Source organism: Streptomyces sp. NPDC043746, assembly GCF_056436485.1.
Map to the genome: position 1 here is coordinate 1 of NZ_JBWKCM010000004.1, position 21,758 is coordinate 21,758.

General features: G+C 68.5%; 19 protein-coding genes and 3 pseudogenes. 6 read left to right on the forward strand and 16 right to left on the reverse strand.

Going from position 1 to position 21,758, the window contains the following annotated elements:
- A partial coding sequence (locus AC0682_RS05680) for a transposase (protein WP_478531108.1) occupies positions 1-300 on the forward strand: 300 nt, incomplete at its 5' end.
- 150 nt (positions 301-450) lie between these two features.
- Here AC0682_RS05680 and AC0682_RS05685 read toward each other — a convergent pair.
- The 3 genes and pseudogenes from AC0682_RS05685 to AC0682_RS05695 all read right to left on the reverse strand — a co-directional run.
- Positions 451-1,247, reverse strand: a pseudogene (locus tag AC0682_RS05685) (IS5 family transposase); the annotation flags it as partial.
- A 4-nt stretch (positions 1,248-1,251) separates the two neighbouring features.
- On the reverse strand, positions 1,252-1,563 hold the full coding sequence (locus AC0682_RS05690) for a hypothetical protein (RefSeq protein WP_478531109.1): 312 nt from the start codon (positions 1,561-1,563) through the stop codon (positions 1,252-1,254).
- Positions 1,564-1,731: 168 nt separating this feature from the next.
- Positions 1,732-2,346, reverse strand: a pseudogene (locus AC0682_RS05695) (transposase); the annotation flags it as partial.
- Positions 2,347-2,389: 43 nt separating this feature from the next.
- On the opposite strand from AC0682_RS05695, the gene AC0682_RS05700 reads away from it, so the two are divergent.
- The 3 genes and pseudogenes from AC0682_RS05700 to AC0682_RS05710 all read left to right on the forward strand — a co-directional run bounded on the left by AC0682_RS05700 (position 2,390) and on the right by AC0682_RS05710 (position 4,256).
- A protein-coding gene (locus AC0682_RS05700) for an IS3 family transposase (RefSeq protein ID WP_478531110.1) occupies positions 2,390-3,633 on the forward strand; the annotation gives its coding sequence in 2 pieces (ribosomal slippage) (positions 2,390-2,672 and positions 2,672-3,633; 1,245 coding nt in all).
- 27 nt (positions 3,634-3,660) lie between these two features.
- A pseudogene (locus AC0682_RS05705) lies at positions 3,661-3,861 on the forward strand (IS5/IS1182 family transposase); the annotation flags it as partial.
- Positions 3,858-4,256 (forward strand): hypothetical protein, encoded by a 399-nt coding sequence (locus AC0682_RS05710; protein ID WP_478531112.1) that lies wholly within the window; start codon positions 3,858-3,860, stop codon positions 4,254-4,256. The pseudogene AC0682_RS05705 and the gene AC0682_RS05710, both read left to right, overlap by 4 nt.
- 755 nt (positions 4,257-5,011) lie before the next feature.
- Here the strand turns inward: AC0682_RS05710 and cas2e are convergent.
- The 9 genes from cas2e to AC0682_RS05755 form a co-directional block, all read right to left on the reverse strand.
- Positions 5,012-5,329 carry a type I-E CRISPR-associated endoribonuclease Cas2e gene (gene cas2e, locus AC0682_RS05715; protein WP_361866182.1) on the reverse strand — a complete coding sequence of 106 codons (318 nt, stop codon included), beginning with the start codon at positions 5,327-5,329 and terminating at the stop codon, positions 5,012-5,014.
- Positions 5,329-6,267 carry a type I-E CRISPR-associated endonuclease Cas1e gene (cas1e, locus tag AC0682_RS05720; RefSeq protein ID WP_478531113.1) on the reverse strand — a complete coding sequence of 313 codons (939 nt, stop codon included), beginning with the start codon at positions 6,265-6,267 and terminating at the stop codon, positions 5,329-5,331. The genes cas2e and cas1e overlap by 1 nt, the downstream gene beginning before the upstream one ends.
- A gap of 56 nt (positions 6,268-6,323) precedes the next feature.
- The gene (cas6e, locus tag AC0682_RS05725) at positions 6,324-6,974 is read right to left on the reverse strand and encodes a type I-E CRISPR-associated protein Cas6/Cse3/CasE (protein ID WP_478531115.1); all 651 of its coding nucleotides are present in this window, start codon (positions 6,972-6,974) and stop codon (positions 6,324-6,326) included.
- Positions 6,971-7,747 carry a type I-E CRISPR-associated protein Cas5/CasD gene (gene cas5e, locus AC0682_RS05730; protein WP_478531116.1) on the reverse strand — a complete coding sequence of 259 codons (777 nt, stop codon included), beginning with the start codon at positions 7,745-7,747 and terminating at the stop codon, positions 6,971-6,973. The genes cas6e and cas5e overlap by 4 nt, the downstream gene beginning before the upstream one ends.
- The gene (gene cas7e / locus AC0682_RS05735) at positions 7,744-8,907 is read right to left on the reverse strand and encodes a type I-E CRISPR-associated protein Cas7/Cse4/CasC (protein WP_478531117.1); all 1,164 of its coding nucleotides are present in this window, start codon (positions 8,905-8,907) and stop codon (positions 7,744-7,746) included. The genes cas5e and cas7e overlap by 4 nt, the downstream gene beginning before the upstream one ends.
- Positions 8,904-9,515: a type I-E CRISPR-associated protein Cse2/CasB gene (gene casB, locus AC0682_RS05740; RefSeq protein ID WP_478531119.1), complete on the reverse strand. Its 612-nt coding sequence runs from the start codon at positions 9,513-9,515 to the stop codon at positions 8,904-8,906. The genes cas7e and casB overlap by 4 nt, the downstream gene beginning before the upstream one ends.
- Positions 9,516-9,589: 74 nt before the next feature.
- Entirely contained in the window at positions 9,590-11,176 is a 1,587-nt protein-coding gene (gene casA, locus AC0682_RS05745; protein ID WP_478531121.1) for a type I-E CRISPR-associated protein Cse1/CasA, read from the reverse strand.
- 599 nt (positions 11,177-11,775) lie between these two features.
- Complete coding sequence (gene cas3, locus AC0682_RS05750; RefSeq protein WP_478531122.1) at positions 11,776-14,598, reverse strand: CRISPR-associated helicase Cas3'; 2,823 nt, start codon at positions 14,596-14,598, stop codon at positions 11,776-11,778.
- Positions 14,599-16,486: 1,888 nt separating this feature from the next.
- A complete protein-coding gene (locus AC0682_RS05755; protein ID WP_478531123.1) occupies positions 16,487-17,452 on the reverse strand; it encodes a pirin family protein in 966 nt (321 codons plus the stop codon).
- Between the two features lie 165 nt (positions 17,453-17,617).
- On the opposite strand from AC0682_RS05755, the gene AC0682_RS05760 reads away from it, so the two are divergent.
- A complete protein-coding gene (locus tag AC0682_RS05760) occupies positions 17,618-17,977 on the forward strand; it encodes a tetratricopeptide repeat protein (protein WP_478531124.1) in 360 nt (119 codons plus the stop codon).
- 124 nt (positions 17,978-18,101) lie between these two features.
- On the opposite strand, the gene AC0682_RS05765 is transcribed toward AC0682_RS05760, so the two are convergent.
- On the reverse strand, positions 18,102-18,869 hold the full coding sequence (locus AC0682_RS05765; protein WP_478531125.1) for a CbtA family protein: 768 nt from the start codon (positions 18,867-18,869) through the stop codon (positions 18,102-18,104).
- A gap of 71 nt (positions 18,870-18,940) precedes the next feature.
- Positions 18,941-19,171: a CbtB domain-containing protein gene (locus AC0682_RS05770; RefSeq protein WP_478531127.1), complete on the reverse strand. Its 231-nt coding sequence runs from the start codon at positions 19,169-19,171 to the stop codon at positions 18,941-18,943.
- 265 nt (positions 19,172-19,436) lie between these two features.
- Between AC0682_RS05770 and AC0682_RS05775 the strand changes: the two genes are divergently transcribed.
- Positions 19,437-20,030, forward strand: a complete 594-nt coding sequence (locus AC0682_RS05775) for a histidine phosphatase family protein (RefSeq protein ID WP_478531128.1) — start codon at positions 19,437-19,439, stop codon at positions 20,028-20,030.
- Here AC0682_RS05775 and AC0682_RS05780 read toward each other — a convergent pair.
- Positions 20,018-20,755 (reverse strand): 4'-phosphopantetheinyl transferase family protein, encoded by a 738-nt coding sequence (locus AC0682_RS05780; protein ID WP_478531129.1) that lies wholly within the window; start codon positions 20,753-20,755, stop codon positions 20,018-20,020. The two genes, AC0682_RS05775 and AC0682_RS05780, sit on opposite strands and share 13 nt — an antisense overlap.
- Entirely contained in the window at positions 20,752-21,696 is a 945-nt protein-coding gene (locus AC0682_RS05785) for a metallophosphoesterase family protein (protein ID WP_478531131.1), read from the reverse strand. Before AC0682_RS05785 ends, AC0682_RS05780 begins: the two co-directional genes overlap by 4 nt.
- Positions 21,697-21,758: the final 62 nt, after the last annotated feature.

Consider the following 21,758-nt stretch of genomic DNA (forward strand, 5'->3'; position numbering starts at 1 on the left):
ACAATCGAACGGCTCTACTTCGTCACCAGCCTCCCGCCCGGAGCCGCCACGGGTGAACAGCTCGCCGACTGGATCCGAGGGCACTGGAAGATCGAGAACCAGCTCCACCATGTCCGCGACACCACCTTCGCCGAGGACGCCTCCACCACCCGGACCGGCAGCCTGCCCCGCGTCATGGCAAGCCTCCGCAACCTCGCCATCAGCGTCCTCCGGCAGGACGGCCGAACCAACATCGCCACCGCTACTCGTCACCACGCCCGTCACCCCAGCCGACCACTGACCGCACTGGGATGGACGTGATCAAGCAGGACTCAGGTGCTCAACCGGGCGGAACGACAACACGCAATGTCCCTGGTTACCGGCGACGCATGTGAGCGCGAGAACGGATTGCGGACACTAATCCGGGGTCAGCACATTTCTCCTTCCTTCGTGGCTTTCCCACTTAACGTGTGCGACTTCGTGTCGCACTTTGAGGCGGTTGATGCATCGCTCGACGGTGTTGCGCTGTTTGTATGCCTCGCGGTCGAAGGCAGGCGGCCGACCGCCGTGGCTGCCCCGACGAAGCCGGTGGCCCTGCTGGTCGGCTGGGACCGGGATGACCGCCCGAATCCCCCGCCGTCGCAGGTGTTCGCGGATGGCCCGGGAGGAGTACGCCTTGTCGGCCAGAACCATGTCGGGCCGAATCCGGGGACGCCCGACACCTCGGGGGACGCGCAGTCTTGCCATCACTTCAGTGAAGGCGGGCGCGTCGCCGGCCTGTCCGGCCGTAAGCACGAAAGCCAGCGGCCGGCAGTTGCCATCGGCGGCGAGGTGGATCTTCGTAGTCAGTCCGCCTCGGGAGCGGCCGATGGCGTGGTCCGCTGGCTCGTCGGCTGGAGCCCCTTTTTGCGGGCTCCAGCCGCATGCTGATGTGCCCGAACGACCGTGGAGTCGACGGATACCACCCAGCTCAGGTCCTCCTCGGCGTCCGCCTGGGTCAGCAGGGTGGTGAACAGGCGCTCCCAGGTCCCGTCGATCGCCCAGTTCCGCAGACGGCTGTAGGCGCCTTTCCACGAGCCGAACTCCGCGGGCAGATCCATCCACGGAGATCCAGTCCGGTATTTCCAGGCGATCGCGTCGATCACCTGCCGGTGATCACGCCACCTTCCCCCTCGGCGGGGAGTCCGGTCCGGCAACAGGGGCTCGATCCTGGCCCACTGGGCGTCGGTCAACACGCTCGATACAACGAGGGGTCGCCTGTGCCGCAACGCCTCAGAACCCAGCCATGGACTTGTCGAGCACCCCGCCCAGCGCACCGTAGACGCTGCAGCGGACCGAGTGCTTTGCCCTGCGACGCAGCGCGAACCCCACGATGAACGACAACGCGAAGAGACCGCCGAGAACCGTCGCTACGAGCGGGTTGTAGACGAAGTACACGAAGCACGCGACTCCGGTCCAGACCAGGATCGGTAGGAGTGAGCCGCGCAGCACTGTCCCGAACCTGATCCGTTCCGGCCCCGACGGCAGCACTCGTCCTTGCCACACCTCGATGTGGTTCCTGGTCACACAGTGCTCAGGTCGCATGAAGCCATCACACCACCAACAGCTCGGGTCTCACGCAGTGATCCGTAAGAAACTGCCTAGGCGTGGGTGGTGTTGTGTCGGCGCTGCCACCGCTTGAGGCGGCGGCCGCGGAAGGGCACCCGGACGGGTGCGCCGGCTCCTTGGTACGCCTTGATGCTCCTATAGAAGTCAAGTTGTTGAGATGGTGCCGCTGGAGTGAGTACGAGTGAGGGCGCGGTAGACCTCTCGGGCGATGAAGCGCTTGAGGCAACGGATGATGTCCCTCTTGGTCAGCCCCTGCTGGGTACGACGTGCAACGTAGGCGCGAGTGCGCGGGCAGTAGCGCATCCGCACCACCGCGATCATGCGGAGAGCGCGGTTGGCCTGGCGGTCCCCGCCTCGGCTGAGTCGATGCCGGTCGGTGCGCCCTGAGGAAGCCGGAACTGGGGCGGCGCCGCACAGTGCGGCGAACGCGGCCTCCGAGCGCAGGCGTTCGGGGTTGTCGCCAGCTGTGACCAAGAGCTGTCCCGCGGTCTCGGTTCCCACGCCGAACAACGCGACGAGCTCGGGCCCGGCGGACGTGGTGAGCATGGTCAGACGTTCGGTGACCTCGTCGATCTCCTCGGTGAGTACGCGGATGCGACGTGCCAGTTGCCGCAGCGCATAGCGGGCGGCGTCAGCAGGACAGCGGAGATCAGCTCCCGGCCGCAGCCGAAGGCAGCACTTGACCAGAGCCTTCCGGGTGAGCCCCGTGAGCGACGCGCGCAGAGGCTCGGGTGCGGTTACCCGCAGGCCGATGAACCGCTCCGGGTCTGATGGAGGCTCGATTCCCTGAGAGGACCGAGTCATGGCACGTCCGTCCCCTTACCCTCCCGAGATTCGTGAGCGCGCGGTGCGCATGGTTGCGGAGATCCGCCCGAACTACCCCACCGAGTGGGCCGCGATGAAGGCGGTCGCGGCCAAGCTGGGGATCGGTGCCGCCGAGACGGTGAGGACCTGGGTCCGCAAGACCGAGGTCGACGCAGGCCAGCGGCCCGGAGTCACGTCGGAAGAGGCCGCGGAGATCAAGCGGCTGCGGGCCGAGAACGCCGAACTGCGACGGGCGAACGAGATCCTGAAGGCGGCCTCGGCTTTCTTCGCGGCCGAGCTCGACCGGCCGTCGAAGCGCTCGTAGCGTTCATCGACGCACACCGCCAGGTGTTCGGGGTCGAGCCGATCTGCCGAGTCCTGACCAGCCACGGACTGAAGATCGCGACGAGCACCTACTACGCCGCCAGGAACCGCACCCCCAGCGACCGGTCGGTCCGCGACAGGGAGCTGAAGACGCAGATCAGCCGCGTCCACGCCGACAATTTCGGCGTCTACGGGGTCCGGAAGGTCTGGCGTCAGCTGCACCGCGAGGGCATACCGGTGGCCCGCTGCACCGTCGCCCGACTGATGCGCGACCTCGGCCTCGAAGGCGCCCGGCGCGGGAAGAAGATCCGCACCACCGTCCGGGACGATGGCCATGAGCGGTCCGCTGACCTGCTGCAACGCGACTTCACCGCGTCCAGGCCGAACGAGCGGTGGGTGGCTGACTTCACCTATGTCGCCACCTGGTCGGGGATCGTCTACGTCGCGTTCGTCGTGGACGTGTTCTCCCGGGCGATCGTGGGCTGGTCCGCCGCCACCAGCAAGCGGGCCAAGCTCGTCCTCGACGCACTCGACATGGCCTTGTGGCGTCGCGATCGCGCCGGAACTCCCGCTGGCCCGGGGCTGGTTCATCATTCGGACGCGGGCAGTCAGTACACGTCTTTCGCGTTCACCGCGCACCTGATCGAGGCCGGCATCGACGCCTCGATCGGCACCGTCGGCGACGCCTTGGACAACGCGCTCATGGAATCCCAGATCGGCCTCTACAAGACGGAGTTGATCAAGCCGCGCAGGCCCTGGCACGGCCTGGCCGACGTTGAACTCGCCACCGCGGAATGGGTCGACTGGTTCAACAACCAGCGCCTCCACACAGCGATCGGCGACATCCCGCCCCACGAGCACGAGACCAACCACTACGCTCAACACCAGCCCCAACCGGCGGCTGGAGTCAACGCATAGAGCCTCCACCGATCCCGGAACGGTTCATTCGTGCCGCAGCCGAAGCGGTGGAGGGTCGAGCAGACCTACGGGATCCTAATACTGCACCGGCGCCTGGTCCGCGGCTACGAGCACCGCCCCTCTTCCTCCGCCTCCCGTGTCTACTGGGCGATGACCCACGTCATGATCCGACGACTCACCGGCACGAACACCCCCACCTGGCGCGAAGAACGGGCGGTAGCAGCGTGAACATCCAGCCTCTGCTCGACGCCCTGGACCTCCAGGAAGACGCCGCCCGGGCCCTGGCCGACGACCTCCGTGCACAGATCGACGACCTGCAGAGCCGGTTGCGGGAGGCCGAGACCCACCTGGAGCACCTCGCGATCACTCGCAAGACCGTCACCGGCCTCGCCGACCGGCTTCCGGTTGTTGCGCCGGACCTGCCAGAGCACCCGGACTACCCGCGCATCCTCGATGCCTTCAACCACGCGACCGGGCCGCTACGGGCCAAGGACGTCTGCGAAGCCCTCGGTCACGAGCTGCTGCCGAAGAACGTCGAGGGCACCCGCGCCAAGCTGAAACGCCTGGTCAAACTCGGTATCCTCACCGAGGCCGACACCGGCAGCTTCGCGAGAAAGCCGTAACCGGACACCTATGTCCCGCAAGCGCTGGCCACAATCTGGCGTGCGTACTGGTCCTCCGGGCCGATGTCCGCAACTACCTTCTGAGCTTCTTGTACCCGACCCGTCTCGCACATCAGTCGAACAAGGACGTATAGGGCGTCACGGTCGCCGTCTTCGGCGCGGCCACACAGCGCCGCCTCCATACCCCGCTCTCGAAGCGATCTGTTAAGTCTTCGACGTGCGTGGCTATCCGTGAGGGCGCGCTCCGTAAGTTCTGAAATCCGTTCCGCTCGGACCAGTAGATCCATGTGCCACAGATGGTTGTCGTGCATGTCCGGATCGCCGGAGAAGCATTCGGCGTGAGCGCTCACGAGCGCGATCGCCTCATCCCAATCTCGAAGTTGTTCCGCCGCCCGAGCTCGCTCCAACCAGTCCACAAGACGAGTATCGCCTGTGGCCCCACCAGACAGCGCCTGTCGAAGTAACCGCTGATGAGCGCCCTTCAAGACAAGAAGTGCTCAAAAGCTCACGAACCGCCCTCTCAGAACGGATCACCCCCGCGTCGGCGGGGAGGACGAACTCCGGCACATGCAACCGACCCTCTGGAGCGGATCACCCCCGCGTCGGCGGGGAGGACCTCGGGGTCGAGGGTGCCCTCGTACTGGGGGTCGGATCACCCCCGCGTCGGCGGGGAGGACGCGGGCGCGCTCGGCGACCAACTGGCCGCGTGCGGATCACCCCCGCGTCGGCGGGGAGGACACTTCCTGACCTGCACCTTAAGAAGGGCTTTGCATTTCCTTTACCTTTGGTGCAGCGGTCATACGGATCAGGGTAAGCCCGTCGAAGTCGGCGGGTACGCGGCGACGGGTGCCAGCGGTTCGGATGGCGTAGCCCTGTTCGGTGGGGGCGGGGTGGACGAGGACAGCAGCGCCGTCGCCCACGGTGTCGGTGACGGCTTGCCAGAGTTGGTCGCGGACGCGGGCGGAGACGCTCCCGACGAAGATGCCGGGGACGACCTCACTGGTCCAACGGCTGAGTGCTCCGCGGAGGTGATCAGGAACGGCCGTGGTGGCAATCACGAGCATGGACGGCATCATTCACCTCGGGCCGCGTAGTTGATGCCCGCGGGAAGGGTGCCGGCCTTGGGGTCCCAGAGGTGGACCAGTTGGACGTCACGCTTCTCCTGTGGCTCGTCTTCTTCGGTGGCATCCGTGGAGCGTGGCGTCAGGAGGCTCTGGACGTCCCGGACGATGCGCGGGAGGAGCTTGAGGAGTCGTAGGTCTTCACGGAAGCGGCGACGTGCTTCCTGTTCGGGGTTGTCGGAATTGTGGAGGGCGAAGGCCAGGGGGAGAGTGGTCTCGGCCTTGTAGAGGTCGGCGATGTCGTAGACGAAGGAATGCTGCTTGCCTGTGTGGACGAACCCGAGGGCGGGAGACAGTCCGAGCGCGAGCAGTGCGGCGTGGACGATGCCGTACAGGCAGGCGCTGGCCGCGGACAGGGCGAGGTTGACGGGGTCCTGTGAGTCCCAGTGGTCGGGTTGGTAGTTGCGGCCGAAGCGGCCGATGCCGTGCTGCTGGGCCAGGATCTTGTAGAAGGCTTTCATCCGCTGGCCCTCGAGGCCGCGGAGTTGGTCGAGGGTGACGGCTTCGGGGAGATCGGCGTCCTGGAAGCGCATGCGGTACATGCGGACGGCGACGTCGAGGCGTCGTTCGGAGTCGGCCCAGCAGGCGACCTGCTGTTCCAGCCAGTGGGTGGTGAGGGAGTCAGGGAGGATGCCGGCGTAGGCGCGTACTCCGCCGGATCCGACGGAGACGACGCTGGTGCCGTGCCGGGCGAGGGTGTTCAGGGCAGGTGTGGTGATGGAGACGCCCGGGCCGAGGAGGAGGCACGACAGTGCCGCAGTGGGGATGTAGACGAGGTCCGTGCGCTGGGCGTCTACCTGGATCTGGGCGCAGACTCCGGTGTCGTCCTGTACCACGCGGACCATGTCAAGGTAGAGAAATGACAGGGAGTCGGCGACGCGGGGCAGCATGGCGAGGGTAGGTGAGGCAAGGCGCCGCCGGGCGTCGCCTCCCCTTCTCGGGGCGCTCATGCGACCGGTGCGGGGGCCAGGCTGAGCAGTCCGGCTCCGTACGGCTTCCCGCGTCCGATACCGGCCAGGACGGCCTCGTGGAGGGCGTCGAGGTCGGTGACGGTTGCGGTGCCGTCGTAGCGGACCAGGCTGTGCCGCATCCCGTCGGCATCCTGCCTGCGGGGGCGGACCGGCGGCATGTTGGTGGGCGTCAGGACATGGACGTGCAGGCCCGATTCGGCCGCCCGGCGTAGCCACCACTGGTCGGCGTCCGCCCCGGACAGTGGCACGATCCGGCCGCGCTTACCTTTCGCCTCGAGCGGGAGGCGCTCGCGCTTGGCGGGGTTGAGGACGATGCGGTAGCGGACGGCCAGCCCTTTGCGCAGGGCAGTGAACATAGGGGTGAGGCTCTTGATGTCTGCCTGCCCGTACCCGGCCGGGAGACGGGCAGGGTCGAGGTGGTGCGCTTGGACGAGGAGGGTGCTGGTGGTGTCGGTCTCGTCGAGGCGGTAGAGCAGGCCCGCCTGGCTGCGGGGCGATTCGCCGAGGCCATCGGGCACCATACGCATCATCGTGCGGTGCATCTCGGTGGCGTCGCGAAGATCCCGCTGTACGTCACGACTGTGCGGGTTGAGGCGGATCCGGGCGATCACCGGCTCGTCGTTCATGCGTGTTCCTCGGCGTGGGCGTAGGCGATCAGACGCGTGAGCAGGCTCTTCTGCGGCCCTGCCAGAGAGCGGTGCACCGGCTCGACGGTGCGGTAGAGACGGCGGCCGGCATGGGCTCGTCCGTGTGGGGCGAAGCTGACCGGCATGTCGTTGACCTCGATGACGTCGGCGGTCGCGCCGGGACCGCCTGCGGGAAGTGCACGCTCTCGGAGGAACGGCACCGCGACCGATTGTTCTGCACCGTCACGGGGTTCGGGAGAAGTAAGCGGTACTCCGGTCAGCAGCTCATTCTCGGGGTCGTCAACGTGCTGGCGCAGGAGGAACGGCTCGTCGGGTGGGCAGGAGCGTCGGCCCAGGTACGGCGCCCAGTAGGGGCGCCGTAGTGCGGCCGCGAGCTGGGCCGTCAGGTCGTCGGGGGCGGTGACGGCGACGACGAAGACCGCGTCGGTCAGGTACTGGCGGCGGGTGATGACGGCCGCGTCCTTGTTGCTGCCGCCGCTGGTGGCGGCGGTGCGTTCCTTGGGGAAGCCGCCACCGACGGTGTGGTAATCCTCCAGCAGCGTGCCCGGTCGGTCGACCCGCACCGTCAGCCGCACCTGCTCGTACTTCTTGAGGCCGGCTGTGTCGCCCCGGGCGATGCCTTGGGCAGCGGCGAACATTCCGACTAGCGCGGAACGGGTCGGGAAGAGGGCGGTCTCCCGCACGGGGGTGAACGCCGAGCGTTCACCCCAGGACTGCAGGGGACCGGCCAGACGCAGCAGCAGTCCACTCACTGCTGGGCTCCCGCGACCGTGCTGTCGGCGGCGCTGATCGCGGCCTCGACGGCTGCGTCCACGAGCATGTAGTAGGACTCGTGGGCGGTGCCGAGTCCCTTGGGGTTCTCCTGCAGGTCGATGACCGTGTGCCCGTGGAAGGGGCGGTTGCGGTCACCGGTGAGCCGGTTGATGTTGACGGTATAGGTGTCGAGTGCCTGGCGGGACGGCTTGGAGAAGCCTCCCTGCCGGTCGGCGGTCACAGGGGTTTCGAACGCGGCGGCCAGCGACAGCGGCCGGTGCTCGCGCACCGCCAGGTACGCGAGGTCCGGCAGCGTGTGCGGAGCCGTCGAGTTCTTCTTGGCCTGCGGCAGTGACATCAGGAAGTGCTCGGCGAACGAGGCCAGCACAGTGCGGGCGGCCTTGACGTCCCCCTCAAGGTTTCTCAGCAGGTCAGTGACGTTGACGGTCCCGTACCGGTAGAAGACGCCGGCGGCGAATTCGGCGGTGTCCAGGTGCCCGCTACCAGTCTCGGATTCGCCCAGCCAGTCGTCGACCGCGGTGAAGTAGTCCCGCTGCGGCTCCGCCGCGTGCGTGGTGAAGGCGTGCGCGACCTGAGCAGCACCATCGACGTTGGCGTCCGGCAGCTCGGCGAGCATGCGTCCCAGCAGGCTGATGGAGGCGGTACGCCGTTTGAGGATCTTTTCGATCGTGTTTGGGGGCAGGGTCTGCGGGGCCTTGGCGCCTTTCTTGGCACTCGCCGCCTTCGTCATGGCGGCCTCCAGTGCCTCGCGGTGCTCGGCACACACGGTGGCGAGCTCCTCTACGGCCGCCTCCGGCAGGAACAACAGCACCGAGGTGTGACCGGCGGTCTCAAGGCCGATGCCCTTCTTGCCGGCGCTCACCGCCACCTGAGAGCCGGCGAACGCAGCCAGCTCGGTGGGCCAGCCCGCCCGCTCAAGCGTCTGCTGCACCTTCACCGGGACGAGTCGGGTCCGGGCCGCCTTCTCCCCGAGGTCCTTCTCCACACCGTGACGGATGGGGCGCTTCCAGGACTGGCTGGAGACCCGGATCCGCAGCGCGTCACCGTAACGCACCTGCTTCGGGGATCCAAGATCGTCGCGGTTCAGGTTCGCGGCCGGAACCGACTGGAGCGCGTTCAGGTCCAGGTAGAGGGTCATCGCTCGTTCTCCTCGGGAAGATCGGTGGTGATGTCGGGGATGCCGACAGGCGTGGAGCAGCGGAAGTACCTGTCGAGCCAGCGGGTAGCAATGACGTCGCGGTCCTGGGTCCACCAGGACAGGTCCTTCAGCAGGACAGACCAGTCGACCGCGGTGCCACCGCTCAGGAGCTGCCGGGTCAGGGAGGGAAGCGTGCGGTGAACGGCATCGCTGCTCTGCCGGGACATCAGGTGCAGAGCGCTCTCGGCCGTGCCCGCCTTCATGACGTCCCTGCGGACAGCCTCGCCGAGCGCGGCCCCCAGATTCGGACGCAGGTACCAGGAAGTGACAGAGGTGGCCGCCGGCTCGGTGTGCCGGGCGGCGCGCGGGCGCGCCGCTATCAGCGAGGCCACCGAGTAGTAGGCGCGGCGGGTGTCCGGATAACTGACGTCGTCGTGCTGGTGGAGCCAGGGGACGAGGTAGCGGTGCATGTAGTTGCACCGCTCGACCGGCAGGCCCAGGCCCCGGCGCAGCTCGGCACGGGTGCGGTTGTCCTGGCAGAGGTCGTGGACGTAGGAGATGAATCTGTCGTGTTTCGGCGGCGCAGCGGCCGCCGTGGAATCGGTCATGAGGCATCCCTGGTAGGGGGAATGGGTGAGAGCGCTGACAGATGATCAGCGTGTGCAGGATGGCCGGGGCCGGCTCAGCCGGTTTTGGGGCCCAGGAGCGCGAGGAGCATCGAGCGGGCGCGGTGCCGGGCGCGCGCCACTCTGATGTCCGCCCGGCTGGAGGGGCCGATCGCTGCGTCCAGCGCCGACAGGGCGGCGCGAACGAACGGCTCCCGGGGTCGGACCACCCGCCGTTCAGGCTTGGTCAGCTGCCAGAACTCGGTCTCGGCCTTCGGCCAGAACTGTGTCAGCGCGGCGGAGGCCCACGGGCCGGGCTTGCGGGCGTCGAGTTTGACCTTCGCCTTCGGCGAGGGATCAATACTGGAGTCCGTGGCGATCTTCCAGGCGACCCTGGCCGCGAAGTCCAGCCGGTCGCCCACCTCTTCCGCGGAAGCGTGACAGCGTTTGATGTGGTGCGCCATCTCCTCGTCGTTCTCCTCCAGCCAGGTCAGGACCCGGGGAGTCGTCGACGCGAACCAGACGCTGTCCTTCTGCTGGCCGTCCTGATCGAAACCGTAGGCCCGCACCCGCAGAGTAGGCAGCAGCGTTTTGGGCAGTGCGCCGAAGGCAGGCGGCCGCTGGGCGTCCTGCCGGTCGTCCTTCAGCAGCAGGGCGTCCAGGTCACGCCACAGCGCGCGGGCACCATCGGCCTCGCGGGGCTGAAAATTCCCGTCCTTGCGCCGGTCGAGGATCTGGTACGGGTCACGCACCACAGGGGCCGGTGCGTGCGTGGACCAGGTGATGTACGCGTCCGTCACCTGTCGGCCGTCAGAGGTCGGAACGAGCAGCACGGCGTGCCGGAACCGGCCGGTCAGCATCCGACCCGGCCACGTCATCGGAATGCGAGGCTCTAGCGGGTGAAGAAGTTCGCCCTCCCACGGGCACAGGTCCTCGTCCTGGTCGAGTTCCTCGTCCGGCAGCCTCGGCACGGCCAGGATCAACGAGGTGAACAGGTCACTACCCGACGGGAAGTACGAGACCGACTTCCGCAGAGGTGCCGCGTCCCCGCTGCCGGCCCTGTTCTCGGTGATGCGCCGGGGAGTGCACTGGCCGGACGGCCCGAAGTAGAGCTGGGCGATCAGATGCCAGACGGCCTCCGCGGCTGGCACGGGGACAGGAGCGGTGTCGGTGAAGTGGCCGAACAGGACCGCGCCGTTGATGCCGGTCGGCCGGCCCATCACCAGCTTGTTCACACCCGACAGGTTCGGCGCGCCGTTGGCGTCCACGCATTCGGTTCGAAGCCTCGGGTCCTGCAGGAACGGCCGCTCCGGGTCAAAAAGGTCGAACCTGCCTGACGGCACGCGCTTGTCGAAATACTCGTCCACGGCATCCGGATCGAATCGGCCCGCCCGCAGAATTCGCCGACGCAGATCGAGCCAGTCCTTGACGTTCTCGGCGACGTCAAGGTCATCGAGACGGTCGTCTCCATCGGCGGCAATCCTGGCCGTGATAGCTGCCAGGATCCGCATCAGTCCAGCTGCTGCCGGCGGCACCGGCAGCTCCAGGTCCTCGATCTCATGAGCCTGCTTGAACATCTGCCGCAGTCCCAGCCGCGCCGACTCCCCCGTCAGCAGCCGAACCGGAATCCACGGCTCGTCCCGCAGGTCGAACCCCCCAGACATCAAACAGCCCCCTCCACGAACATGGTCAGCGCGAAGCAGCACGGCAAGGCCCCAGCGAACCGCCGCCTGAGTAACGCTTCGCATTCAAGCAGCCACCACTGACACAGGGGCTCCGTTCCGTGCTGCCGATGAGTAGAGCACCTTCCGGTGATGTGCGTGACGGATTCTCAGAAGGTTGGGGATCGGGGTGGAGTTAGAGGAGGGGACTTGATCGACTTGCGCCCCAGAGTCAGTATCCAGTAGAACTACCGGCCAACACACCGGAGTTGACCCGAGGAGAGCTCGTGTACCGAGTCCCAACCGCACCGTCGTCCTGGGCTTTACCAGCACCCTGGGTGCTGGTGATCGCCATCATCGTGATCGTTGTCAGCCTGCGACCCGACCTGGCAACCATCGGCTCGTACCTGCTTCTGCTGGCCGGGGCAGGCAAGGCGTACCCCGGCTTCTCCCGATAGCCTCGGGGAAGCAGTCGCCGTACGCACGTGCCACCGCCTTCCCGCCGATGCGGGGGTGTACCAGTTGGAGAGCGCGGGGGCTGAGAACGGCTCAACGCCTTCCCCGCCGATGTGGGGGTGCTCCGTCTGAGGGGCTGTTCCCGTCTATTCGCGGACGAGGCCCAGGTCCTGATGCAGGTGCAGGATTCTGTCGCCGATCTTCACGGCCTGGGCCTTGCCCTGACGGACCGGCTGACGGAGGACTCGGAGGTCTCCCAGCATGGGGTGCTCGGCCCACGAGGCGGGCGGACTGAGGGTGTCCGGCTCGGCGTCACGGACCCAGTCGGCGCGTACGGGGATCGTGCGGCGCATCACCTGTCGGACACGTGGGGCCGGCATTCTGCCGTCCTCGGGCATTTCGGGCAGCAGCTGCTCACCCTCAGCGTCGAGCGTTAGCTGGCCGCCCTCCTGTGCGTAGGCGCACAACAGGCGCACCGAGTCCGCGCCCAGACGAGTCGACACCTCCCACTCGTCCTCTTCGCCCTCCATGTCATGCAGGTCATGGAGTTCGGCAACCTGCCGGGCACGCGGCACGGCGCACAGGGCGGCGATGCTCCGCTCCGCGGTCTCTTTGCCCTGGTGTTCCGCCCAAGCCTTCGCCTCGCGGCTGCCGGAGACGTTCCAGTCGAATTCCTCGCTGTCACCATGGACCGCCTCGACCAGCCCCTGCACGTCGTCCGGAATGGCGATACCGCCACCCTCGACTTCGGCCAGCATCCGGGAGGTCTTGCCGAGCAGGTGCTCGGAGTACACCTCACCCCACTGGACCGGTACCCGCCCACCGCCCGCCAGGGGATCGAGGACAACAAGACGAGGTGCATCCGCCCACCCCGGGCGGCCGCGACCATCGGGGTACCCATGCCTCTGCCAGTGCTTCTCATGCCGCCAGCAACGGCCCGCCCGCTGCAGCAGCAACGCCAGGGGGGCAAGATCGCTGATGACGATGTCCGCGTCCAGGTCCAGGGACTGTTCCACGACCTGCGTGGCCACCACGATCCGCCGAACCGGCCTCGGACCGCTCCGGCCCAGCCCCGCAGTGACCCCGGCCGTGCGCTCCTCCCGCACATCTCCGGGGAAGCGAGCATGCAGCAGCTGAACATCACCCGCTTCCTCATGGGAGCGCCGGTCGATCTCTGCCCGGAGCTGCACATAGGTCTCCTGCGCGTCGCCCACCGTGTTGCACACCACCAAAGCGGTACCGCCGTCACCCGTTGCGACGGGCTCCAGCAGCCGCTTGATCACCGCGATCCGGTCCCCCGCCCCGTCCTTCCCGCTGTGGACGACTCGCTCGACGTCCACCCTGAGCCGCATGCTCCGCGTACGGGCCTGCTCCAGCTGGCGATCCCGGGACATCGGCGCGCATCTGCCGGTCTCGCCGTCCACGTACAGCCAGCCCGGGTAGGGCGCCGGGAAGGTCTGCCGTTTCAGTGCCGACGACTTGTGGCCCGCGCCCCGCAGGTACTCCTTAACCAAGCGGTCGCCGACCGAGCACGGCAAAGTCGCCGACAGCAGCACGACCGGCACCCCGTAGAAGCCCAGCCAGTTCAACAGCCGACCCAGCAGCACCTGCATGTACGGGTCGTAGGCATGCGCCTCGTCCACGATGAAAGTCTTGTTCGAGAGAGCCAGCATCCGCAGAGCGTTGTGCCGAACAGGCAGCACAGCCATCAACGCCTGGTCGATCGTCCCAACGGCGAACTGCGCCAGCAGCGGCCTCTTCGCTCCACGCAACCACCGTCCCGGCCGCATGTCGGCCTCCCGGCGACGGCGCCCGGCAGGCGCCTCGTCACCGTCGCAGGTCACCACCACCTCGCCGTCCAAGTCTTCGTCGGCGTAGGAGCTGCTGAGCCACGCCATGCTGTGAACCAAGGTCAGCCCGGCTTCCTCCCCGGACTGATTTCGCAAGGTCCTGGCGACCCGGTCGTGCATCTGGTCACTGGTGGCCATCGTCGGCAGCAAGAACGCATACCCGTGCGTGCCGAAAATCTTCGACAGGATCCGCTCCGCCTCCAGCGCTGTCTCCGACTTCCCGTCACCAGGCGCGGCGGTCACCAACATGATGCCGCCTCGACTGCCAGCATCCGCCGCAGCCGACAGGTCGTCCATAACCGACCGCTGCAAGGGATTCGGCTCCCCCGCGATGCCGTACGCCTCGGCGAAGTCCTTGCGCTCCAGCTCCACGGGAGCCAGCCCGGCATCCCTCAGCAATCTGGCCGCGTCAGCCTGCGAGCCCCGGAAATGAGCGGCCAATGAGATCTCGAGCGTCCGCTGGCGTATCCGCAGGTATCCCTCCTGACTGACCAGCCAGTCCGCGAGTATCACCACCCCCGTCACCAACACGGCGACAGGAGCCTCGAACGACTCGGGTGCGGCCGGGGCCCCCAGCGCGTCGTGCACCGCTGTGGCATGCGCGGCCCGCTGGCCAGCCCACGCCGCACCGCCGAGAAACGCCGGATAGGCACCGTCCTCCTGACGGTGGAAGCGGCCGTGATGACCGCCGATGATCTCCGCCACTCGATCAGCGGCGCTCATCTCGTCTTCATCCTCGAAGCCCAGCACTTTCAGTACCGCGGCCGCAGCAGTCATGCCCGCCACGTCGTGCCCGGCCCGTTCGGTACTCATCCGCTCGCTGCCCGCCGCCAGGTCGCCGCTGAGGAACCGCGCAGCTTGCCGTGAACAGAATTGGAACCCAGACAGCTTCCCGATGTCGTGCAGGCCGGCACACAGGCCGACGAGCGCCCGAGCGCGATCGGGTTCCCCGGCCAAGCCCATCCCGTCGGCTATACGCGCCCTCTGGTTCTCCGCCAGGTACACGTCCCACAAGTGGAGCGCCATCGCGGCCGCGTCGAGAAGATGCCTCACCAGCGGGTAGGGAGGCAACGCCGGATCCAACCCACGGGACTTTCCCCACACCGACTCATCCACCACGCTCCGCCTATGCAGCACGCCAGCCCTCTCCGCCCCACCACTCGAACCTGATCTGGCAACGGAAGCGAAACCGCCACCCATCGCATACAAGCACCCGGCACTGACATTGATGTCGCTACTTGCGTACCGCGGCCGTTCCTCGATCAGCAACGGGGCGCGGTCCTCGCCTTGGCGACCTTGCCAGCTGCAGCTGGATAGAGTGGCGGCATGCGTCTGACTGAGCGCCTCACCCCCTCACGAATGGCAAAGAAAATGCAAAGCCCTTCTTAAGGCGCAGGTCAGGAAGTGTCCTCCCCGCCGACGCGGGGGTGTTCCGACGCCAGGTTCCGGGTCATCGACCAACTCGACGTCCTCCCCGCCGACGCGGGGGTGTTCCGCTGCGCGGGAGGCAGTCGTCCCAGCCCTTGCTGTCGTTCCCGCCGACACGGCGCCAAGCCGGTCCCGGAGCGCCCCGCCAGCTCGCCGCCGCCACGGGCCGACAGTCAGGGGTGCACTCCGTGCCGACCAAGATCCGGGTCATACGCGGACCAGCCGCCTACAACTTGGCCGCATAGTGGACGTTTCCGCTGGTCAGGACCATGGCGGGCGTGTACCACCAGCAGACGAAGAGCCTACTGGCACGCTGCCCAGGCGGCTGAGTGGGAGCGCTCAGCACCACGAAATGCCCGGCGCCTTGCCACACCTGCGCAGCCAGGAGGCCGCCTGACCAGCGCGGCACCGCACCTGACGAGCCATCAGAACAAGCGTCAAATGAGCGTCAAGATGCCTCGTAGAGCGTCATTTCAGCGTCAAGATATCGCCCGTACGCCCACGCAGCACATAACGCACGCCACCCAAACCCGCAAGTCAGGCGGCCTTTGCGATGGGTTCGAGGATCGCGACGCACTCCACATGATGCGTCATCGGAAAGATGTCGACTTCCGGCGAAAACTCACGCCTGCCGCTCATCCGCTCGGCGCCAGGATTCTTCCCTGCCCGCGGGTAGTCACTCAACGCCCCCTTAACAGCGCCTCCGGCGGCCCGACGCCCCGTGCCACCACGCCCGCCCTCACGGCACCTCCTGGGGAGAATCTGGGGAGTGTCGACGGTCCTGGGGAGCGCGTGGGGAGAATCGACCGCGTAATGCAGCAAGATCCGGAAAGAGCTGAAAGACGTGTCCGCGCAGGTCAGGGGTGGGTACAGCTGCATCGGTGCAGGTCAGCGCCACCCGGTAGACAACTTCATGACGAAGTTCTCTTGTTGTCTCCGCGCCAGCGAACTACCCCGCCGCCAACGATGCGAGTACGCCATTGCTGCGCCGCATCGCGTTCCATGCAGACGGTGGAGGCAGCTGGCAAAGCAGCAATCCGTCCCACCGACCAGCTCTGCGGCGGCCCGAGATCAGCCGCCCAGGCTGGTGACACTGCGAGGCCCGCCGATGCAGCTTCTCCAACGGCGCCCTCGCGAACTCGGCGACTCGCATCATGGTCCCGCACGCACACGCGGTCCCGTCGCGAACTCGCAGCCGAGAGGGCCCTCTTTGTCGACTGCCCACAACTCGCCGGATCAGCGTAGACGCGGAGTCGACCGTTGCCCATCACACGCGACGCAACACATGCCACGACCCTGCTCCATGCACGGGACCTCCTTGCGGGCGGACCCTCGGCCGACTCACTCCTAGCGCGACGACATGGCACGGGCCACCACCAGACGACTGACTATCCGTCAGTAAAGTCAGCATTGAGTCAGCATTCGTTCCACCAAACGTCACCACACCCTGCCCTACATGGGAGTCGCACCCAAGATCAGCAGCGCACACAAAGGGCTAAGTGAGCAGTTGCAAGTCGCCCAGAAACGGAACTCACCCGAAGCCAGCGACCCTGAGGCCGGTTCGGGCGATAACCCCAGCTCAGCGCACCCTCCCCCGCGCCTTCAGCGGCACCGGAGGCAGCTCCGGGGCCGGAATCGGAGGGCCGTCGTAGCCCTTCACCTCACCGAAACGGGTGCCGTTCATCCAGTCGCCACGGGCCTGGGCGATCTCCTCGTGGGAGCGGCCGATGAAGTTCCAGAACATCACGATCTCCTCCTCGAACGGCTCGCCGCCCAGCAGCATCAGCCCCGCGTCGGAGAGGGCGCGCAGCGGCAGCTCCCGGCGCCCGCAGCCGAGGTAGAGCATCGAGCCGGGCAGCACGGGTACGCCGTCGACCTCGGCCTCTCCCGACATCGACAGGACCGCGTACTCGAAGTCCGGGTCCAGCGGGAGACGGGCCTTTGCCCCTTCGGCGAGGGCGAGATCGGCGCCGACGATCGGGGTGTAGGCGGTGCCGGGGGATGCCGCGCCGTCCAGTTCGCCCAGGATCACGGTGGCGGTGAGGCCGGGGGCGGTGACGGCGGGGAGGTCGGCGTGGTGCTGGAAGTGCGGCTCGACGTGGCGGTGTGCGTCGGGGAGGGCCACCCAGAGCTGAGCACCGTGGAGGAACCTGGCGTGCGGCCGGGGACTCTCCTCGGAGTGGCTGATGGCCCGGCCGGAGGTCATGAGGCCCAGTTCACGGGGGCGTACGGTCTGCAGGCTGCCCAGGCTGTCGCGGTGCAGGACCTCTCCGTCGTGGAGCCAGCTGACGGTCTGGAGGCCCATGTGCGGGTGCGGCGGGACCTGCATACCGGGCTCGTCCGCGATGTCGTCCGGCCCGTAGTGGTCGACGAAGGCCCACGCGCCCACCATGCGACGGCCCAGGTTGGGCAGCAGTCGGCGCACCTCGGTGGACTCCCCGAGCGGTACGCGGCGGGGGGAGAGGAGTTCGCGGACCGGCTCGGCGACGACGAAGCCGCGCCCTCCGCAGACGGAAGGAGTGGCCTGGCGATCGAGATTGCTCATGGCGCTCAACCTATTCCCGTACGGGCATGGAGCGTCGGCACCCACGCCGGAGCTTTAGTGGAATGTTCAACCATCATGGAGTGTTGTCACGGCTGAACGTACAGCGGGACGGCACTTCGGGGGCTTGCACCGAACAGGCGGACCGCCCGACGAGGAGGAGCGCACGTGAACGACACCTACTACGAGTTCGGCACGGCCGCCGACCGGTGGGACCGGGCGCAGCTGTTCTTCGAGGCCAGGGAGTACCTCACGGCCGCCCGGATCCTGGGCGGGCTCGTCGAGGAGGCGCCGGAGCAGGTCGCCCCGCGGCTGCTGCTGGCCCGCTCCTTCTACCACTCGGCCCGGCTCGGACGGGCCGAGGAGGAGTTGCGGGCGGTCCTGGAGCGCGACCCGGTGGAGAGCTACGCGCGCCTCATGCTGGGCCGGACCCTGGAACGCCAGGGGCGGCAGGCCGAGGCGGCCACGCACCTGCGGCTGGCCGCCGCCCTCTCCGGCGACTTCGGTCCGCCGGGGAACGAGGCCTGACCCCGGGGGCCTCGACCGCACCGCGGGACAGGGCCGCACCGATCCGGTGCGGCCCTGTCGAGGAGAACGGCGCAACCCGCCGGATGGGCCCGGCGGGTTCCGCTTCTGTGCGGGGCGGGGGCGGTCAGCCCACCGGCGCCGCCGCCCGGGGCGCGTCGGCACGGTCCGCGGGGACGAAGAGCCGTTCGGCGAGACAGCCGAAGATCAGCCCGAAGCCGGTCCAGAACGTGGTCTGGACGGCGAGTGTGGAGAGCCTGAACTTCCACAGGAGGCTGGCCGGGAAGTCCTCACCGACCTCGTCGAACGAGGGCAGGAAGGCATAGGCCAGGCCGATCACCACGGCGAACCCGGCCGCCGCCGCGATGGTCGCGTTCCAGTTGCCCAGGGCGGGGGCGAGCCGCCTGCCGACGATCACGGCGGCGACGGCCAGCAACAGGCTGAGGGCGACCATCAGGAAGAACAGGGCGGTGCGCTTCCCGATGGTGTCGGGGTTGCCGACGGCCGGCGGGTTCGCCGGGTACTTGAGGAACGGCACGACATAGACGGTGAGCAGGGCCGCTCCCGCGATCAGCGCGGCCGTGGCCCGGGGGCCGAAGCTGCCGATGCGGCCCAGCGCATAGGCGACGACGAGCGAGGCGATCCCGCCCGCCGCGACACCGAAGACCAGGAGGGCGGTGGCGAGGCCGCCGGTGGCCTGCATGGTGCGGCTGACGAGTTCCCCCTCCTCCTCACCGCCACCGTGGGCGGCGTGGCTGTGCGCTTCTTCGATCGCGATGGCGGCGTCCACCTGGGACTCACCGAGGAAGTAGGCGACGGCGAGGGCCAGCGCACCCGCGATCACGCCCGCGATCATGCCGCGCACGAGCAGAGCTCTGACAGATATGGAGTTCACGAGACTTTCCCTGTTCGCTGTTTCTCTGGATTCCTTGATCACTTGCCTGCCGGACGCCGCGCGCGGGCAGGTCAGTGGCAGGGGAATCCGAGCAGGTGACGGCCGTCGTGGACCCATTCGTGGACGCCTTCGCCCGAGATCAGGGCGGTGGCGCCCTGTTCGGCGCCGACGAAGTACAGCAGGACGAGCGCCAGAACTCCGACGAAGACCGCCCAGGGGGCTATGGCCTTCGCCGAGATGGGGGTGATCACGGGGGCCCCGGTTGCGGGAGCCCCGGTTGCGGGAGCGGCAGACTGAGCCATGGCAGAACCTCCTGTGGGAACACGCGTCCCTGTCGTGGTGCGCCGGACGAAGGTGCTGGGTCTGACTTCCCGTACAGGTACGGGTACACAGTGGCGCGACCGTGCCGGATTCTCACCGGGCTTCCGTCACACCGTCGTCAAGGTCGACGTGACCATACCGCCTGCACGCAGGCTCCGCCATGGTGCAATCTGCTGGGGCTCGGGGCTTCGATCGCCTGCCCGCCATGGGCGTTGGGGCCGCCACGGAACCAGTTGAGGCAGGAACATGACCGTACGAGTGACCTTGGTCTCACCAGGGATGAACGCGGCGCTCCGAGAGGCCCGCTTCGACGGCGACGCCCCGCTGGACCGGGCCGGTGAGCGGGCCGCGCTGGCCGCGGCTGCCGCCGTGCCCGGGGCCGGCCTGGTCCTGTGCGGCCCATCCCGGCGGTGCCGGGAGACCGCCGCCGCGCTCGGTCTGGCCGCCCGCCCCGAACCGGCGCTCACCGGCTGGGACCTCGGGCGCTGGAGCGGCCGTCGCCTGGACGAGGTGGCCGCCGCCGAACCCGCCGCCGTGGCCACCTGGACCGGTGACCCCACGGCGGCTCCGCACGGCGGCGAGTCACTGCGGGAGCTGGTGGACCGGGTGGGCGGCCGGCTGGACGGGGTCGGCGGCGAAGCCGACCGCGAGACCGTGAGCGTTCTCGCGGTCGTCGAGCCCGCCGTCGTACGAGCGGCGGTCGTACACGGTCTGGCCCTGCCGGCGGCGGCGTTCTGGCGGCTGGACGTGGCACCACTGGCCCTGACGGAGCTGAGCGGCCGCCCGGGGCGGTGGAACGTCCGGCTGGGGCGTCCGCTCGCCACCCCTCAGGGGTTCTGAGAGGGGCCGCCCGCCTCCTCCCGGTCGGGCCGCAGCAGCAGCACCGTGGCGACGATGCCGTCCTCGATCCGCCACCGCCCCTCCAGCACCGGCGGCACGGCCGGGTCGGTGCGCAGCAGCCGCGCACTGAACGTGCCTTCGACCGCCCGGCCCGTCGGCCCACCGCCCACCCGGCCGTCCTCCCGGCTCTCCCGGCTCTCCTGGTGGAAGGTCAGGTCCGCCTCCTCGAAGTCCAGCTCGGTGAGGGTGAGCGGGTACCAGGTCTTGAAGACGCTCTCCTTGGCGCTGAACAGCAGCCGGTCCCAGTGGATCTGGCCCGCCTCGCCGCCCGCCGCGAACCGTTCCCGTTCCGAGGGCAGCACCACCATCTCCGCAACGCCGTCGGGCAGCGGGGCGTGCGGCTCTGCGTCGATGCCGAGCGACAGCACGTCCCCCGCGCGCGCCAGCGCCGCCGCCCGGTACCCCTCGCAGTGCGTGAGGCTGCCGACGACCCCCTCGGGCCACAGGGGCATCCCGCGCTTGCCGTGGAGCACGGCGACGGGTTCCAGGCCCAGCCTGCCCATCGCCCGTCGCGCGCAGGCCCGCGCGGTCGCGAAGTCGTTGCGGCGTTTGGGCACGGCCCTGGCGACCAGCTCCTCCTCCTCGGGGAACAGCTGTCCGTCCGCGACGCTGACCTCGCGCGTCGCGGCGCAGGAGACGTACGCGGGCAGCAGCCGCTCGATCACAGGGTCCCTCCGGAGGTGGCGGTGTCGGTGCGGGCCGGGGGCGCGGACTGCGGTTCGTACGGGAGGATCCGGCGCAGCAGGCCGCGCGGGTGGCCCCGCTCGCGCCACTCCCTCGGGTAGCCGATCGAGACCTCCTCGAAGCGGATGCCGTCGTACCAGGTCGTACGGGGGATGTGGAGGTGGCCGTAGACGACGGCCGTGACGTTGAAGCGGCGGTGCCAGTCGGCGGTCAGTTCGGTGCCGCACCACTGGGCGAACTCGGGATGCCACATGATCGACGTGGGTTCCCGGACCAGCGGCCAGTGCCCGGCGAGGACGAGTGGGACCTTCGGGTCGTGGGCGGCGAGGCGGCGCTCGGTCTCCGCGACCCTGGCCCGGCACCAGTCGTCGCGGGTGGGGTACGGGTCGGGGTGGAGGAGGTACTCGTCGTTGCAGACGATGCCGGCCTGGTGGGCGACGGCGAGCGACTCCTCCTTCGTGTGCGTCCCCGGGGCGCGGAAGGTGTAGTCGTACAGGAGGAACAGCGGGGCGATCGCCACCGGTCCGTCGGGGCCCTGCCAGAGCGGGAAGGGGTCCTCGGGGGTCAGCACGCCGAGTTCGCGGCAGAGGGCCACGAGGTGTTCGTACCGGGCCTGGCCGCGCAGTCGGACCGGGTCCTTGTCCAGGGTCCACAGCTCGTGGTTGCCGGGGGTCCAGATCACCTTGGCGAACCGGTCGGCGAGGAGGCCCAGGGCCCACCGTATGTCCTCGGGTCGCTCCGCGACATCGCCCGCGACGATGAGCCAGTCCGCGTCGGAAGTGGGGTGGAGGGATTCCACGAGGGGCCGGTTGTCGGTTACCGCCGCGTGGAGATCGCTGACCGCCAGCAGACACCCGGTCCCCTGCGGGCCGGTTCTCTGTGGTGCGGATTCCTGCGGTGCGGGGTCGCTGAGAGCGGTCATGTGCGCTGGTTCCCCGTTCTGTCGGCGGTCGCACGGCTCCGTCCGCACGGCGCGGAGAAGCT